12 protein-coding genes are annotated in these 15,394 nt (G+C 70.1%); 6 read left to right on the top strand and 6 right to left on the bottom strand.

Features of this window, described 5'->3' with window-relative positions:
- Window positions 1-76: 76 nt before the first annotated feature.
- The 5 genes from SLW55_RS08855 to SLW55_RS08835 all read right to left on the bottom strand — a co-directional run bounded on the left by SLW55_RS08855 (window position 77) and on the right by SLW55_RS08835 (window position 6,373).
- Window positions 77-1,435, bottom strand: a complete 1,359-nt coding sequence (locus SLW55_RS08855; protein ID WP_320744965.1) for a diguanylate cyclase — start codon at window positions 1,433-1,435, stop codon at window positions 77-79.
- 181 nt (window positions 1,436-1,616) lie between these two features.
- The gene (locus SLW55_RS08850; RefSeq protein ID WP_295963284.1) at window positions 1,617-2,648 is read right to left on the bottom strand and encodes a LacI family DNA-binding transcriptional regulator; all 1,032 of its coding nucleotides are present in this window, start codon (window positions 2,646-2,648) and stop codon (window positions 1,617-1,619) included.
- Window positions 2,649-2,863: 215 nt separating this feature from the next.
- Window positions 2,864-3,604: an acetoacetyl-CoA reductase gene (phbB, locus tag SLW55_RS08845; RefSeq protein WP_010344527.1), complete on the bottom strand. Its 741-nt coding sequence runs from the start codon at window positions 3,602-3,604 to the stop codon at window positions 2,864-2,866.
- A 111-nt stretch (window positions 3,605-3,715) separates the two neighbouring features.
- Window positions 3,716-5,041 carry a CitMHS family transporter gene (locus SLW55_RS08840; protein WP_017913225.1) on the bottom strand — a complete coding sequence of 442 codons (1,326 nt, stop codon included), beginning with the start codon at window positions 5,039-5,041 and terminating at the stop codon, window positions 3,716-3,718.
- 132 nt (window positions 5,042-5,173) lie between these two features.
- Entirely contained in the window at window positions 5,174-6,373 is a 1,200-nt protein-coding gene (locus SLW55_RS08835; protein WP_320744964.1) for a porin, read from the bottom strand.
- Window positions 6,374-6,696: 323 nt separating this feature from the next.
- Between SLW55_RS08835 and SLW55_RS08830 the strand changes: the two genes are divergently transcribed.
- The 4 genes from SLW55_RS08830 to SLW55_RS08815 all read left to right on the top strand — a co-directional run bounded on the left by SLW55_RS08830 (window position 6,697) and on the right by SLW55_RS08815 (window position 10,711).
- Window positions 6,697-7,368, top strand: a complete 672-nt coding sequence (locus SLW55_RS08830) for a hypothetical protein (RefSeq protein ID WP_320744963.1) — start codon at window positions 6,697-6,699, stop codon at window positions 7,366-7,368.
- Window positions 7,369-7,546: 178 nt separating this feature from the next.
- Complete coding sequence (locus SLW55_RS08825; RefSeq protein WP_320744962.1) at window positions 7,547-8,251, top strand: response regulator transcription factor; 705 nt, start codon at window positions 7,547-7,549, stop codon at window positions 8,249-8,251.
- A complete protein-coding gene (locus SLW55_RS08820) occupies window positions 8,244-9,632 on the top strand; it encodes a sensor histidine kinase (RefSeq protein ID WP_267112838.1) in 1,389 nt (462 codons plus the stop codon). Before SLW55_RS08825 ends, SLW55_RS08820 begins: the two co-directional genes overlap by 8 nt.
- On the top strand, window positions 9,629-10,711 hold the full coding sequence (locus SLW55_RS08815) for an ABC transporter substrate-binding protein (protein WP_320744961.1): 1,083 nt from the start codon (window positions 9,629-9,631) through the stop codon (window positions 10,709-10,711). Before SLW55_RS08820 ends, SLW55_RS08815 begins: the two co-directional genes overlap by 4 nt.
- A gap of 19 nt (window positions 10,712-10,730) precedes the next feature.
- Here SLW55_RS08815 and SLW55_RS08810 read toward each other — a convergent pair whose 3' ends face one another.
- A complete protein-coding gene (locus SLW55_RS08810; RefSeq protein ID WP_320744960.1) occupies window positions 10,731-13,865 on the bottom strand; it encodes a two-component regulator propeller domain-containing protein in 3,135 nt (1,044 codons plus the stop codon).
- 283 nt (window positions 13,866-14,148) lie between these two features.
- On the opposite strand from SLW55_RS08810, the gene SLW55_RS08805 reads away from it, so the two are divergent.
- Entirely contained in the window at window positions 14,149-14,787 is a 639-nt protein-coding gene (locus tag SLW55_RS08805; protein WP_017910914.1) for a response regulator transcription factor, read from the top strand.
- 94 nt (window positions 14,788-14,881) lie between these two features.
- Window positions 14,882-15,232 carry a DUF5713 family protein gene (locus SLW55_RS08800; RefSeq protein ID WP_010344517.1) on the top strand — a complete coding sequence of 117 codons (351 nt, stop codon included), beginning with the start codon at window positions 14,882-14,884 and terminating at the stop codon, window positions 15,230-15,232.
- The last annotated feature ends 162 nt before the right edge of the window (window positions 15,233-15,394 follow it).

Raw genomic sequence — 15,394 nt, 5'->3', positions numbered from 1 at the left:
CGCAGCGGCGATCTACGATCTCGCACGGCGCGGTCCATCCCTTTGCACGAACGCCGCTGGCCTGGCGACGTGTCGCTCATGCCATGGACGCCACGCCGATCCGATTGCCACCGGCCTTCTTCGCGCGGTACATCGCCCCATCGGCGTGCACCAGCAGGCTGTGGGCGTCGTCGCCGTGATCGGGGTAGAACGCCACGCCGATGCTGGGCAACACGTGCAGGTGGTGGCCGTCCAGGTCGAACGCCTCGCCGAAGGCGGCCAGGATCCTGTTGGCCGTTCCCGTGGCATGGTCGGCCGAGTGGCAGCCTTCGATCAGCACCACGAATTCGTCCCCGCCCAGCCGGGCGACCGTGTCCGATGTGCGGACGCAGTCGAGCAGGCGCCCCGCCACGCGCTGCAGCAGCAGATCGCCGACCGCATGGCCGAGGGTGTCGTTCACGTCCTTGAAGCGATCCAGGTCGATGAACAACAGCGACAGCCGTCTGCGCGCGCGCCGGGCCTGCGCCAGGGCGGTCTCGAGCCGGTCCAGGAACAGCTGGCGATTGGGGAGCTGGGTCAGATGGTCGTACTGGGCCATGTGCTGCAGGCGTTCCAGCGTCTGCTTGCGCTCGACGGCGGCTGCCACCTGGGTGGACACGAACTGCAGCAGCGCCTGGTCCTTGTCGGTGTAGCGGGACTGTTCGGAGTAGCCGAGCAGCACCAGCAGGCCGAGAACGCCCTTCGGTGTCTGCAGCGGAACGCCCAGCCACGAATGGGGCTGCGGTGCGAGCGCGGACTGCTCCAGTCCACCTGATGCCGGCGTGATGGGGGCGTAGGGTGCGCGCAGGAGCGTGCAGCCGGTGCGGATCACCTCGGCGTGCAGCGGCGCCTCGGCCAGCAGCAGGCAGGGCGGTGCGGCATGGTGCTCATCGGCATGGTAGGGAAAGCGCAGCGTCTGCGACGACGCGTCGTACAGCGCCACGGAAAAATTGGTGGCAGGCAGCAGTTCGCCGATGATCTGGTGGATGCGGCTGCACAGCGACTCCAGCGTCTGCTCGGTGTGGGCCGCCTCCGAAATGCCGTAGAGCGCCGCCTGCAGCGCCTCGGTCGACTTGCGTTCGGTGATGTCGTGCGCCACGGCCAGGCGCATGCTGTAGTCGGCGACCCAGCGCGCGGTCCAGCGAATGTGCGCGATGCGCCCGTCCTTGCGGATGTAGCGGTTCTCGAAGTGGAGCTGCAGCGCGCCCTCGGTGATGCTGTCGGCCTGCGCGCGGGTGGCCGGCAGGTCGTCGGGATGCACCATGTCGAGCATGCGCTTGCCTGTCACCTCCTGCGGCGTATAGCCGAAGATGCGCTCGAAGGCGGGGCTGACGAACACGATGGTGCTGTCCGGTTCGACGATGCACACCGCATCGAGCAGCAGGTCCACGATGTTCAGGGGCGAAATGCGTTGCATGCGGCACGAGTCGTCGGAGCCTGGTGACCCATTGTGCCGCGATGCCGCGATTTGCGCTGGCATCGCGGGGGAGGGCGCCAGGAGGTGATGCAGCTGGGGTTCGGGTGCGCTGGAGGTGCGCTCCGCAGCAACCGGCACAGGTGCGCGTCCTTGCCGCGTTCTCGATGGCGCTATCCCCGCCTCAGGCCGATTCCCGCACGACCAGACTCACCGGCAGCTCCACCGATGCCACCGGCGTGCCGGCGATCAGGTTCAGCACGCCGTCCACCAGCAGGGTGGCGGCCTGGGCCAGGTCCTGGCGCACGGTGGTCAGCGGTGGCTGGCTGTAGGCAGCCAGGGGGATGTCGTCGAAGCCGACCAGGGCGATGTCCTGCGGCACGCGGTGGCCGGCTTCGATGAGGGCGCGGATCGCGCCCAGGGCGATCACGTCGGAGGCGGCAAACACCGCATCCGGCGGGTCGGTCTTCTTCAGCATCGCCCGGGTCAGGCGGTAGGCGTCCTCGCTGAGGAAGTGGCTGCGCGCGTGCAGCCGCGGGTCGAACGTCAGGCGGTGCGCGTCGAGCATGCGCCGGTAGCCGGCGAAGCGCGGCGCCACTTCCGGCAACTGCTCGTCGCCGAGGAAGGCGATGCGCCGGCGGCCATGTTCGATCAGGTGTGCGGTGGCCAGTTCGCCGCCGCGCAGGTTGTCGCTGCCCACGCTGGCATAGGCCTGGCCGTCGATGCGGCTGCCCCACACCAGCATCGGCAGGCCGCCGCGCGCGGCGGCGTCGAGCGAGGCGTGCTCGTGGCTCTGGCCGAGCATGATGACGCCGTCGGCGCGGCTGTTGCGTGCCAGGTCCTCGACCCAGTGGTCCTGGTGCTGGTCCAGCTTGGACAGCAGCATGCTGTAGCCGCGCGCGGTCAGCGCGTCGGCCAGCAGCGCCAGCATGGTCATCATGAACGGGTCCGACAGCGGCTGCTCGTGCGCGTGCATCAGCGGCACCGCCACGCAGACGATGTTGGAGCGCCGCGAACGCAGGCTGCGCGCGACCGGATCGACGCGGTAGCCGGCGTCGCGGGCCAACTGCTTGATATAGGCGCGGGTGCGTTCGGCGACCACCGGGTTGTCGGCCAGCGCACGCGACACCGTGGATTCGGAGACGCCGGCCATGCGCGCGATGTCGGCCATCTGCAGGCGCGCGGCGGGCGCGCCGGGTTCGGGTTTGTCGGACATGCGGAGCGGGCGCGACGGACGAAGCGGAACCGGCAGTGTATGCCAGGCGGGCGTCGCGGCGCTTTGCACGCCGCGGCTGCAGTGCCGCGGCGTGCCTGCCTGCCGAATCCGGCGGCTGCGCGCGGGCGCATCCGTCGCGGTCGAGCGCAGGTCCACGTCCCGCGTCTCCGCTGCATGCACGAGCAACCGTGGCGCCATGCGGGGCAGGCGAGGCGCTAGGCCATGTGCAGGCCGCCGTTGACCGCGTAGTCGGCGCCGGTGACGTAGGCGGCCTCGTCCGAGGCCAGCCAGGCGCACAGCGCCGCCACTTCCTCGGGCTTGCCGAGCCGGCGCAGCGGCACCGAACTGGCGAGACGATCGAGCACGTCCGGCGGGAAGCCGCTGATCGCCGCGCTGGCGATGTAGCCGGGCGACACCGTGTTGACGGTGACCCCGCGCGAGGCCACTTCCTGCGCCAGCGCGCGGCTGAAGCCCTGCATCGCCGCCTTGGCGGTGGCGTAGTTGATCTGCCCGATCTGGCCCTTCTGCGCGCTGACCGCGCCGATGTTGACGATACGGCCCCAGCCGCGCGCGGTCATGCCGTCCACCACCTGCTTGGTGATGTTGAACAGCGCGTGCAGGTTGCTGGCGATCACCGCCTGCCAGTCCTCGCGGCCCATCTGCCGGAACAGCATGTCGCGGCTGCCGCCGGCGTTGTTGACCAGCACGTCGATCTCGCCGACCTCGGCCTTGACCTTGGCGAACGCCGCCACCGTGGAATCCCAGTCGGTGGCGTTGCCCTCGGAGGCGATGAAGTCGAAGCCGAGCTCGCGCTGCTCGCGCAGCCACGCCGACTTGCGCGGCGAGTCCGGCCCGCACCCGGCAACCACGGTATGGCCGTTGCGCGCCAGCTTCTGGCAGATCGCGGTGCCGATGCTGCCCATGCCGCTGGTGACGTAGGCGATTCTGAGGGTCACGTTGAACTCCTTCGGAGTTGGGATTCGGGATTGGGGAGTCGGGATTGGATGGGCGCGCGGGCAGTGGCTGTTACGAATCCCCAATGCCCAATCCCCAATCCCGGGCGGCGCTCACTTCGCCAAAGGAAAGAGGCCGAATAGCAGCCCGCCGCCCATCAACACCAACGACACCAGCACCGCCCACTTCAGGGTGAAGCGCTGGTGGTCGGCGAAGTCGACCTTGGCCAGGCCGACCAGCAGGTAGGTGGAGGGCACCAGTGGGCTGAGCAGGTGCACCGGCTGCCCGGCCAGCGAGGCGCGGGCCATTTCCACCGGGGTGATGCCGTAGTGGCTGGCGGCGTCGGACAGGATCGGCAGCACGCCGAAGTAGAAGGCGTCGTTGGACATGAAGAAGGTGAAGGGCATGCTCGCCAGTGCGGTGATCACCGCCAGGTACGGCCCCCATGCGTCGGGGATCACCGCCAGGAAGCTGCGCGACATCGCCTCGACCATGCCGGTGTTGGAGAGGATGCCGGTGAACACGCCCGCGGCGAAGATCAGCGACACCACCGACAGCACGTTGCCGGCATGGTTGACCAGGCGGCGGCGCTGCTCGGCCAGGTTCGGGTAGTTGATCAGCAGCGCCAGGGCGAAGCCGATCATGAACAGCACCGGCATCGGCAGCACGCCGATCACCAGCGCCGCCATCAGCGCCAGGGTCAACGCCAGGTTCACCCACAGCAGCCGCGGCCGCTTGATGTCCTCGGCATCCTCCACGGTGGGCAGCGCCTCGCCGTCGTCGGCCACGCTGCCGTCCATCCAGGCATCGCCGGGCAGCGTCACCACGCCGAGGCGGCGGCGTTCCTTCATGCCCAGGTACCAGGCCAGCAGCAGGATGCCGACGATCGCCAGCGCCATCGCCGGCACCAGCGGCACGAACACGTCGGCCGGGTCCACGTGCAGGGCGGTGGCCGCGCGTGCGGTCGGGCCGCCCCACGGCGTCAGGTTCATCACGCCGCCGGCGAGGATGGTCACGCAGGTCATGTTCAGCGCGTTCATGCCCAGCCGCCGGTACAGCGGCAGCATCGCCGAGACGGTGATCATGTAGGTGGTGGAGCCGTCGCCGTCGAGCGAGATCAGCAGCGCCAGCACCGCGGTGCCGACGACGATCTTCATCGGGTCGCCCTTGACCAGGCGCAGGATGCGCCGCACCAGCGGATCGAACAGGCCGGCGTCGATCATCACCCCGAAGTACAGGATCGCGAACATCAGCATGACGCCGGTGGGCGCGATCTTCTTGATCCCCTCCAGCATCATCTCATTGATGCCGGTGCCGAAGCCGCCGGCCAGCGCGAACACGATCGGCACGATGATCAGCGCGACCAGCGGCGACAGCCGCTTGCTCATGATCAGGTACATGAAGGTAATGACCATTCCGAAACCGAGCGCGGTCAGCATGGAAGTTCCTTTTGATGAAAAGCCGGAACCCGGGACCGGGGACCCGGGACTCGGAGAACGAAGATCGGTAGAGCCTTGGCGGCAGCGCTGCGCTTTTCCGGGGCCCGGGTCCCCGGTCCCGGGTCCCGGCCTTCAGAAGTCATACTGAAAGCGCCCGGTGATCGCTCGCGTGTGGTCCAGCGTCACGCCGGCCAGATGGTCGCGGTTGCGGCTGTCGATCAGGTTGAGCATCAGCCGCAGGTTCGGCTTGAGGTACCAGTTGCCGGCCAGCGTCCACGAGGCGGTGGAGGCATCGAGCAGATCGGGCTGCCCGTCGCGGTGCTGCGCGCCCCACATGCGGTCGTAGCGCAGCGCCAGCTCGAAGGCGCCGTAGTTGTGATTGACCTGCCTGATGCGGGTGAAACGCCCGGTCTTGCTGTCGTAGCGGCGCGATTCGCCGGTGGCGAACCAACTGACGAAGCCATAGGCCGCCATCACGTCGGCGCGCTGCGCGCCGTCGTCGAACAACCCGCCGCTGAACTCGCCCTGCCACGACAGCGGCCCGCGCACCTGCGCGTATTCCAGCGACCACTTGTCCACGTCGGTGTCGCGGCCGTCGGCGAAGCGCGCCAGGGTGACGCGGCTGTCGTCGGACAGGTGCCCGGCCGGGCGCGGGCGGATGCTCAGCGCCGGCGCGCCGCCGGCACCGGGATGGTCGTAGTGCTCGTGCGCCAGCGACAGGCCCAGATGCAGCACGTCGCCGTCCCGCGCGCCCGGCGCCCAGGTGCCGCGGCCGCCGAACGCATGGCCGCGGACGTTGGAGACGTCGATGCTCTGCAGGCTGTAGACGCTGGCCGCCCAGGTGTAGTCGGTGCCCGCGGCCTGCCACGACACCGCCTTGCGGTACAGCGGCGCCAGCGTACTGGCCGCGCCGCTGCGCTCCAGGAACTGGCCGAAGTTGGAGCCGGTGCGGTCGTCGAGCGTGAAGTACTGCTTGAACTGGCCCACAGTGAGCGTGCCGGCATCGAATTTGCGGGTGATGTAGACGTCCTTGGCCTCGATGCCCTTTCCGTTGAAGTCGTCCTGCAGACCGGCGAAATCGCCTTCGACCTTGTAGCCGAAGCCGAAGACCTTGCCAGACACGTCCAGCCACAAGCGGCGGATCTCGGTGTCGTCGGGATTGGGCGTGCCGCGCCGGTCGTTGTCGAAGTGGGCGAAATCCCAGTGCAGCCGCCCGCCGAGTTCGGCGGTGACTGGGCCGTCGTCGTCGCCATCGGCGGCGCGCGCCAGCGCGGGCAAGGACAACAGGGCGCAGGCGCAAGCGCCGCACAGGCTCAATTTCTTCAGGTCCACGTACCCTCCCAGGTGCGCGCAGTGCGTCGATGAGTCGGTAGCCCGCAGCGGAACGCGCAGGCCAGCGTGGCTGCAGCCTAGTGCGGCGTAGCTGTCATCGACCTGTCGGTGCGGAGCCAACTGTTTCGGGCGCGCCCGGTCGCCCGCTGCCGGCGTGTCGGCCCCGGCGCGCTGGCGACGATGGCGGACGCTGCAGCGCGCGTCGTTGTGCAACCGGCGCAGCCTAGGTAGGTTATCGGCACTGGACTTTCGGCCAGCCGGAGACCGCGTTCCCTCGCGTCGCGGCATCTGCCTGGCCTCAATCGCGCGTCATCGGAGTCGCCATGCGTAGAGTGTTCGCGGGCCTGTCGGTCCTGCTTCTCGCGGTCGGAGCGTTCATGCTTTGGCAGCGGCCGCCTGCCGCCACGCGCTCGCAGCCAGGCACCGTCGCCTCTGCTGCCGCCGCTGAGGGCGAGGCGCGCGCCGCCGGCGCCAAGGCGCGCTCAGGGACGGACCTGCCTGGAGCCGAGGAAACCTCACCCGACACTACCGAAGCGTTCCCTGCACCGCAGGATCGCCCGCCGGCAGCGGCGGCGGAGATGGCGTTTCTCACCGGGAAGTCGATCGACGGCGACATGGCGATGCATGTCATCGGCGACAAGGACTTCGACCTGATCCTGCAAAAGGTGGCAAGCCAGGCCGAGTCCGACGGCATGGCCAAGTCAAGGACCTACAGGAGGAATTTCAGCGACTATCTGCGCGAGGCCGATCCCGGTTTCGCTCTCAAGGATGTCGCATGCGGAACCCATGTCTGCATGGCATCGGCCTCGAACGCGCATCTCAGCGATGCGCAATTCTCCACCGCAATCCAGGCCATGGCCGGCGCTGTCGATACGCCGATGTATTCCATCGTCATGCAGACGTTGCCGGATCCGGCCATGCCAGGCGCTTACCTGTACCGCCTCATCTTCACCACGGATCCGAGCATGGCTTCGATCAGCATGCAATCGCAGTGAACGCGCCGTCGGTGGGCGCAGCGGCGGTGGCCTTGATCTGCGATCTCGATGCTGCGCGTCTTCCCAACCTTGATCGCCGGCGGCCAACGCGAAGCAAGCGGGTTGCCATCCGCCGGCAGAATGGCATTTGCCGATCCCCAATCCCGGCTTTCCACAGCCGCACGACTGGTCATCCCGAATGCGCCTTTTATTAGTAGAAGACAACGCCGATCTCGCCGATGCGATCGTGCGGCGCATGCGCCGCAGCGGGCATGCGGTGGATTGGCAGCGCGATGGCTTGAGTGCGGCCGGGGTGCTGCGCTACCAGCGCTTCGATCTGGTGGTGCTGGACATCGGCCTGCCCGGGCTGGATGGGCTGCGCGTGCTGGCCGGGCTGCGCGAGCGTGGCGACACCACGCCGGTGCTGATGCTGACCGCGCGCGACGGCATCGAGGATCGGGTGCAGGCGCTGGACGTGGGCGCCGACGATTACCTGGGCAAGCCGTTCGACTTTCGCGAGTTCGAGGCGCGCTGCCGGGTGCTGCTGCGGCGCAATCGCGGTCAGGCCAGCGAGGTGGTGCAGCTCGGCGGTTTCGCCTTCGACAACGCCGCGCACAGCGTCAGCCTGGATGGCACGCCGATCGAATTGCCCAACCGCGAGTACCGGCTGCTGGAGATCCTGATCGGCCGGCTCGGCCAGGTGGTGGGCAAGGACGAGATCGGCAACGGCCTGTTCGGCTTCGACGACGAGGCCGGGCCGAACGCGATCGAACTGTACGTCGGGCGCTTGCGCAAGAAGCTGGCCGCCGCGCCGCTGCGCATCGTCACCGTGCGCGGCGTCGGCTACAAGCTGGAGGCGGCCGCGTCGCCGCCGGACCCGGCGGCAGCGGACGGCGATGGCTGAGGCCGCGCCGCCGGCGCCGTCGATCCGGCGCACGCTGCTGCGTTACCTGGGCGCGCTGTCGCTGCTCGGCGCGGTGGCGCTGTTCTTCGTCGCCCGCGACTACGGCCAGCGTGCCGCCAACCGCTCCTACGACCACCTGCTGGTGTCCTCGGCACTATCCATCGTCGACTCGGTGGCGCTGGCCGGCGGTCAGTGGCAGGTGGACCTGCCCTATGCCGCGCTGGACCTGCTGGCGATGGCGCCGGAGGACCGGGTGTTCTACCGCGTGTTCGATGCGCGCGGGCGCACCATCACCGGCTACGACGACCTGCCGGCGGCGCCGTCGCTGCCGCGCGCCAGCGCGCCGCCGCGGTTGTTCGATGCGGTCTACAGCGGCGAGCCGGTGCGCTTCGCGGTGGTGTCGCGGCGGGTGTCCTCGGCGGCGGCGCAGGACCAGGTGTGGGTGCAGGTGGGGCAGACCCGGCGCGCCCGCGAGGCGCTGGCGCAGGACGTGGTGCTGCACGCGCTGGTGGCGATCGCGCTGTTGTCGCTGCTGGCCTTGGCGCTGGTGTGGCTGGGCGTATCGCGTGCGCTGCGGCCGCTGCGGACGCTGGAGCGCGAACTGTCGCGGCGCGAACCGTCCGAACTGAAGCCGGTGGCCGCGACGGCGCCGCAGGAGATGCAGCAGATGGTGGCGGCGCTGAACCGCTTCATGGCGCGCCTGGCCGGCAGCAACGAGACCCTGCGTGCGTTCATGGCCGAGGCCGCGCACCAGATGCGCACGCCGCTGGCGGCACTGCGTGCGCAGGCGCAACTGGCGCTGGACGAGGACGACCCGCACGAGATGCGTCGCAGCCTGGAGGCGATCGAGCGCAATGCCACGCACATGAGCCGCCTGCTCAACCAGTTGCTCAGCGACGCCAGCGTGATCCACCGTTCCAACCTGCAGCGCTACGCCAGCGTGGACCTGGCCGAGGTGTTGCACCAGGCGCTGCACGAGGCCGTGCCGCAGGCCGCGCCGCGGCCACGCGTGCAACTGGCCGTGGCCAGCGAACCGGCGCTGGTGCGCGGCGATGCGCTGCTGTTGCGCGAGGCGATCAAGAATCTGATCGACAATGCCTGCAAGTACGGCGGCGATGGCGCGCTGCAGGTGGCGCTGACCTGCAGCGCGCGCGATTGCGTGGTGACCGTGGCCGACCATGGCCCGGGCATCGCCGCCGCCGAAGCCGAACGCGTGTTCGAACGTTTCGTGCGCGGCGAGGGTGCGGCCGCCGGCGGCGCTGGGCTGGGCCTGGCGATCGTCAAGCGCGTGGTCGAGGCCCATGGCGGGCGCATCGACCTGTCCAATCGCGTGGGCGGCGGCCTGATCGCCAGCCTGCACCTGCCGAGGTTGCATCCATGAGCCTGCCCGCGCTGCTGCGCGGTCTGCCGCTGTTGCTGACCATGCTGCTCGCCGGCAATGCCCTGGCCGCGCCCGGCGACGTGCGCCGCTTCCCGGCGCAGGGCACGGCCACCGCGCAACTGTGCATCCAGGGTTCGACCGACATCGAGGTGTTCGCCGCGGTGATCGGCGACTACCAGCGCCTGCATCCGCACACCGAAGTGGTGTACCAGGACGTGATCGCCGGCGATATCTACCGGCGCTACCTGCATCCAGGCCCTGGCCCGCGCTGCGCCGATCTGCTGATCAGCGCCAGCATGGATCTGCAGACCAAGCTGGTGAACGACGGCCACGCACTGGCGCACCGCTCGCCGCAGACCGAGGCGCTGCCGGCGTGGGCGCAGTGGCGGCACGAGGTCTTCGGCATCAGCTACGAGCCGGTGGCGATCGTCTACAACACGGCGCGGCTGCCGGCCGCGCAGGTGCCGCGCACCCGCCGCCGGCTGCTGGAACTGCTGCGCGCGCCGGGCTCGCCGTTGCGTGGGCGTATCGGCACCTACGACGTGGAGCGCAGCGGCGTGGGCTACCTGTTCGCGACCCAGGACAGCCAACTCGGCAGCATGGCCGGCGCGTTGCTGGCGGCGATGGGCGACAACCAGGTGGTGCTGGAAGAACGCACCGGCGTGCTGCTGGACAAGGTCGCGCGCGGCGACCTGCTGCTGGCCTACAACGTGCTGGGTTCGTACGCGCAGGCGCGCATCGATGCCGGCGCGCCGCTGGCGATCGTGCAGCCGGAGGACTACACCCTGGTCGCGCTGCGCACCGCGGTGATCCCACGCGACAGCCCACACGCGGCCGAGGCGCGTCGTTTCCTGGATTACCTGCTGTCGCCGCGCGGGCAGCAGGGGCTGTCGCGCGAGGCGCGGCTGCAGCCGATTCTGCCGCAGCCGGGCGTGGCGGCGCAGGGCGGGCCGGCCGCTGCGTCGGCGTTCCGCCCGATCGCGCTCGGGCCCGGGTTGCTGGTGTACCTGGATGCGCTGAAGCGACGTCAGTTCCTGGACGCCTGGCGCAGCAGCATGCAGCAGGCGCCGCCGCGCTGAGCCGCCGCGCCGGCGTCGCTCAGCGCGCGAAGCGCGGCTGGCGCCCGGGCGAACACAGCACGCGTACGCTGTCGCCCAGTTCTTCCGGTGCGCCGCCGGCCAGCAGCGCGTGCAGACGCGGCCGGTCCGGCGCCGCGCCCGGCGCCAGTCCCACCCAGGCGTCCTTGCCGGCGCCCTTGGCGGCGTAGAGGCAGCGGTCGGCCAGGCCCACGCTCTGTTCCCAGTCGCCCAGCGCCGGCCACGCGGCGACGAACGGCCACGGGGCGAAGCCGATGGAGCAGGTCAGGGTCAGTTCGCGCTCGGTCAGCGCGAAGCGCTGCGTCGCCACCGCCGCACGCAGGCGTTCGGCCAGGTCGCTGGCGACGTCTTCGCGCGGCAGGCGGGTGACCAGCAGGAACTCCTCGCCGCCCCAGCGCACCAGCAGGTCGCGTTCGCCGCACAGTCCGCGCAGGCGATCGGCGCAGTGCACCAGCGCGGCGTCGCCGGCCTGGTGGCCGTAGTCGTCGTTGATGCGCTTGAAGTTGTCCACGTCGATCATGAAGAAGTACAGCGCATCGGCACTGCCGCCTTCGTCCAGCGCCGCCAGCAGGGCCGGGCATTCGCGCGCCAGCCAGTCCTGCAGCTCGCGGCGGTTGGCGACCTGGGTCAGCGGATCCAGGCGTGTGGCCGCCTGCAGGCGCGCATTGCTCTGCAGCAACTGCTGGTTGGCGCGTTCGAGCTGGCGGGTGCGCTCGGCCACGGTCAGGTTGAGCAGTTCCACCATGTCGCGCTCGCGGTTGACCGTGTGCCGCACCCGCTGCAGCGCCAGGCCGAGCAGCGCCAGGCCGAGCACGACGTAGCCGGCGTAGGCCAGCGGATGCCGCCACGGCGGCGGCAGCACCTGGATCTGCAGCCGCCGCGCGCCACCGAACTGGCCGTCGCGCCCGGCCGCTTCCACCACCAGCGTGTAGCGGTCCGGTGGCAGGTGGCTGACCGAGAAGTCGCTGTGCGCGGTCTGCGGGTATACCCAGCCCTTCTGCAGCCCGTCGACGCGGTAGCGCAGGCGCGCGGTGCCCGGGGCGGCGAAGTCGATCGCGGTCATGCCGATGGTGAACACGTTGTCGCGATGGTCCAGGGCAATGCGCTGCGCGTAGACCACGTCGCTCTCGGTCTGGTTCTCACTGCCGTCGCGGTCCTCGCCGGCATTGAGGATGCGCAGGTCGGTGAGTACTGCGCGCGCCTGCGGGCTACGCAGCGGCAGGCGCGTGGGATCGATCACGTCCACGCCCTGGGTGCCGCCGAAATACAGCAGGCCGTGCGCGTCGCGGTAGCCGCGGCCGCTGTTGTACTCCTGGTTCTGCAGGCCGTCGCGGCGGCCCAGGCTCTGCACGATGCGGGTGCGCGGATCCAGCACGCTCAGGCCGTTGTTGGTGCTGAGCCACAGCCGCCCCTGCGGATCCGGCAGGATCGTGTAGATGACGTTGCTGCTGAGCCCCTCGCGGTCGCTGTAGCGCAGCGCCACGTCGCGCTTGAGGTCGATGCGGTACAGCCCGCCGGAGAAGGTGCCCACCCACAGCACGCCGTCGTGTTCGTACAGCGACCACACCGACGGGTACAGGGTGCTGCCGCGCGGGCGGTAGGGCTCGGCGGGACGGCCGCTGCGCATGCGCCACACGCCGCAGTCGTTGCAGCCGATCCACAGCGTGTCTTCGCTGTCGCGGTAGACCCGGGTCAGGGTGTGCCCGCTCAGGGGTGCCCAGCGCGGATCGTTGCGCACGCGCCCATCGACCACGCGGGTCAGGCCGCGGCGGGTGGCCACCCATAGCGTGTCGCCTTCCAGCAGCAGATCGTTGACGTGCTCGTCGGCCAGCCCGCCCAGGCGCCGCACTGTGCCGTTGCGGTCCAGGCGCCACAGCCCCTGGCGCGTGCCCAGCCACCAGCCGTCGCGGTCGGCGGCGATGCTGCGGATCGCCTGGCTGGCCAGCCCGGGCACCAGCTGCCAGGCGGCACGGCTGCTGTCGCGCAGCAGCAGGCCCTGGTCGGTGCCGATCAGCATGCGCTCGCCGTCGCGCCAGATGCTGCGCACGCTGCTGCTGGGCCACGCATGGGTGTCGCTGACGCGCTCCTCGTCGTTGCGGATCACCGCCGACAACGGACGCACCCGGTACAGCCCGCCGGTGTAGGTGCCGATCCACCAGGTGCCGTCGGGCGCCTGGTAGAAACGGATGATGGCGCTGTTGGGCGGCATGTCGAAGCTCAGCCGCTGCGGCGCATGCTGCGCGCTGTCCAGTTGCGTCACCGTGGCATTGGTGGTGCCGACCAGCACGCGGCCGTCGTGCAGCCGGATCAGCGCGCTGAGGTCGCTGCCGCCGGTGGCCAACTGCGCTGGCGTCCAGTGCGCCAGCACCGCGCCCTGCGCATCGAGCTGGAACAGGCCGCCGCTCGCCGACGCCAGCCACAGCCCTTCCGGGCCGGACTGCAGGCCTACGCATTCGTCGATGCCGCGCGGTGCCGGCAGTTCCTCGCGCGCGTCGCGGCCCAGCCGCCAAAGCCGGCATTGCCGGTCCAGTGCCACCGGTTGCTTGCCGTCCGGCATCCAGGTCAGGCCCACCACCGGCGCATCGCCGCCCAGCGGGCGCGCCCGCTGCAGGTCGGCCTCGACCCGGTCCATGCCGCGTTCGGTGCCCAGCCATGCGCCGCCCTGCGGATCGATCAGGATCTGGGTGACGCGGTTGTGCGACAGGCCCTGCTTCGCGTCGAGACGGTGGTGTTGCCAGGTGGCCAACTCGATCACTTCCAGGCCGGCGTCGTTGGTGCCCAGCCACAGGCGGGTGCCGCGCGGCTCGAAGCCGATGCTGTCGATGCTGCTGCTGAGCAGGCTCTGCCGGCTGTCGCTGCCGAGTTCGCGCCGGTAGGCGCGGAACAGATGCCCGTCGAAGCGGTTCAGGCCTTCCTGCGTGCCGACCCACAGGAAGCCCTGGTCGTCGCTCTGCAGGGCGTTGATCGACAGCTGCGACAGGCCCTCGTCCAGGCCGAAGTGCTCCAGGCTGCTGGGCAGGTCGTCGTCGCTTGCGGTGGCGGCCGCGGACACGTCCGGCGCGAGCGCCAGGCACACGATGAGGCAGGACGCGGCCAGCGGCAGGCGGCCCAGCAGATTGGAGAACGAGACGATCACGCCGTGTTATCGGCCATGGTGGGGCCGGCCTTGAATGCGCGGCCGAGGACGCCTTGCTGCGCGCTGCGGAGCGCCAATGCGCGGCGTGGCGGTGTTGTGCGCGGCGTCCTGCACGAGTTTCTCCGCAGGCACCCGGCACGCCGGTCTCGGGCAACCCGCCGCCGCCCGATCGGGTCTCGCGCACTCGGCATCCAGCGGCCACGCACGTACACTGCGGGTCCTGCGCGTTGTCCGCGCCCACCCGACGCCGCGTTGCAGCGTCATGCCAGCCGCCTTCACGCCCATGGATGCCCCGACGATCCTGGTCGCCGACGACCACCCGCTGTTCCGCGCCGCCGTGCTGCACGCGTTGCGCCAGGCCTTGCCGCGCGCCCTGGTGGTGGAGGCGGCCAGCGCTGGCACCCTGGACGCCGCGCTGGCCGCGCAGGCCGATGCCGACCTGATCCTGCTGGACCTGGCCATGCCCGGCGCGCGCGGCTTCTCGGCCCTGCTGCACGTGCGCGGCGAGCGCCCGGACGTGCCGGTGGTGGTGATTTCCTCCAACGACCATCCGCGGGTGATCCGCCGCGCGCAGCAGTTCGGCGCGGCCGGCTTCATTCCCAAGTCCTCGCCGGCCGAGACCATCGGCATTGCGGTGGCGGCGGTGCTCGACGGCGGCACCTGGTTCCCACCGCTGACCGCGGCGCGGTCGGAGGCCGACGCGCAGTTGGCGGCGCGCCTGGCGCAACTGACCCCGCAGCAGTTCCGGGTGCTGCTGTGCCTGGCAGATGGTCTGCTCAACAAGCAGATCGCCTACGAACTGGGCCTGGCCGAGAACACCGTCAAGGTCCACGTGACCGCGATCCTGAAGAAGCTCGAATGCCACAGCCGCACCCAGGCCGCGGTGCTGGTGAAGGCGCTGGAGCCGGAAGGCGAGGCCTGAACCGGGCGCCGGCGGGGGGCGTTTTCTGCGGCGCCCGGATACGCGATGCTATGCGCCGATGCCCGCGCCCCCCGCGGGCGGAGACCACCGGACCATGCCCACCACGACCCTCCGCAACGAGCAGACCGCCCACTATCCGTTCCTGCAGGAGATGCTGGACGACGACTACTTCCCCCCGTCGCTGGTCGGCAAGGGACAGAAGATCCTGCTGCGGTTGTGCGAGGCGATCGAGGCGCAGGCACCGGCGGACCTGCCGGCGCTGTACCGGCTCACCCATGCCGCCACCGAAGAGTTCAACAAGCTGGCGTTGGAGTTCGAGGCCCACGACAGCGAGATCGAGACCGCCGCAAGCGAGAACATCGGCGTGGATTTCCTGCACATCGCCAAGGCCTATGGTTTCGAAGACGCCGACGTCGAGGAACTGATCGCGCCGCGCGAGTGGTAGAGGCATCGCTGCGCGCCCGTACCCTCACCCCAACCCCTCTCCCGTGGGGAGAGGGGCTAAGCGCTTCCCTTCTCCCTTCGGGAGAAGGTGCCCCGCAGGGGCGGATGAGGGTACGGCAGCCAAAGATCCACATTCCCCAAGCCTGATAAACCGCTCACACGC

The organism is Xanthomonas sp. LF06-19 (assembly GCF_034105425.1).
GTDB classification, from domain to species: Bacteria; Pseudomonadota; Gammaproteobacteria; order Xanthomonadales; family Xanthomonadaceae; genus Xanthomonas_A; species Xanthomonas_A sontii.
Note: the sequence above shows the minus strand (reverse complement) of the source record. Positions and strands in the feature narration are given on the sequence as shown.

Bases quoted from the DNA above. Each gene is read 5' to 3' on its own strand.
- SLW55_RS08855 (WP_320744965.1), bottom strand. From the start codon at position 1,435: ATGCAACGCATTTCGCCCCTGAACATCGTGGACCTGCTGCTCGATGCG.
- SLW55_RS08850 (WP_295963284.1), bottom strand. From the start codon at position 2,648: ATGTCCGACAAACCCGAACCCGGCGCGCCCGCCGCGCGCCTGCAGATG.
- SLW55_RS08840 (WP_017913225.1), bottom strand. From the start codon at position 5,041: ATGCTGACCGCGCTCGGTTTCGGAATGGTCATTACCTTCATGTACCTG.
- SLW55_RS08830 (WP_320744963.1), top strand. From the start codon at position 6,697: ATGCGTAGAGTGTTCGCGGGCCTGTCGGTCCTGCTTCTCGCGGTCGGA.
- SLW55_RS08825 (WP_320744962.1), top strand. From the start codon at position 7,547: ATGCGCCTTTTATTAGTAGAAGACAACGCCGATCTCGCCGATGCGATC.
- SLW55_RS08820 (WP_267112838.1), top strand. From the start codon at position 8,244: ATGGCTGAGGCCGCGCCGCCGGCGCCGTCGATCCGGCGCACGCTGCTG.
- SLW55_RS08815 (WP_320744961.1), top strand. From the start codon at position 9,629: ATGAGCCTGCCCGCGCTGCTGCGCGGTCTGCCGCTGTTGCTGACCATG.
- SLW55_RS08805 (WP_017910914.1), top strand. From the start codon at position 14,149: ATGGATGCCCCGACGATCCTGGTCGCCGACGACCACCCGCTGTTCCGC.
- SLW55_RS08800 (WP_010344517.1), top strand. From the start codon at position 14,882: ATGCCCACCACGACCCTCCGCAACGAGCAGACCGCCCACTATCCGTTC.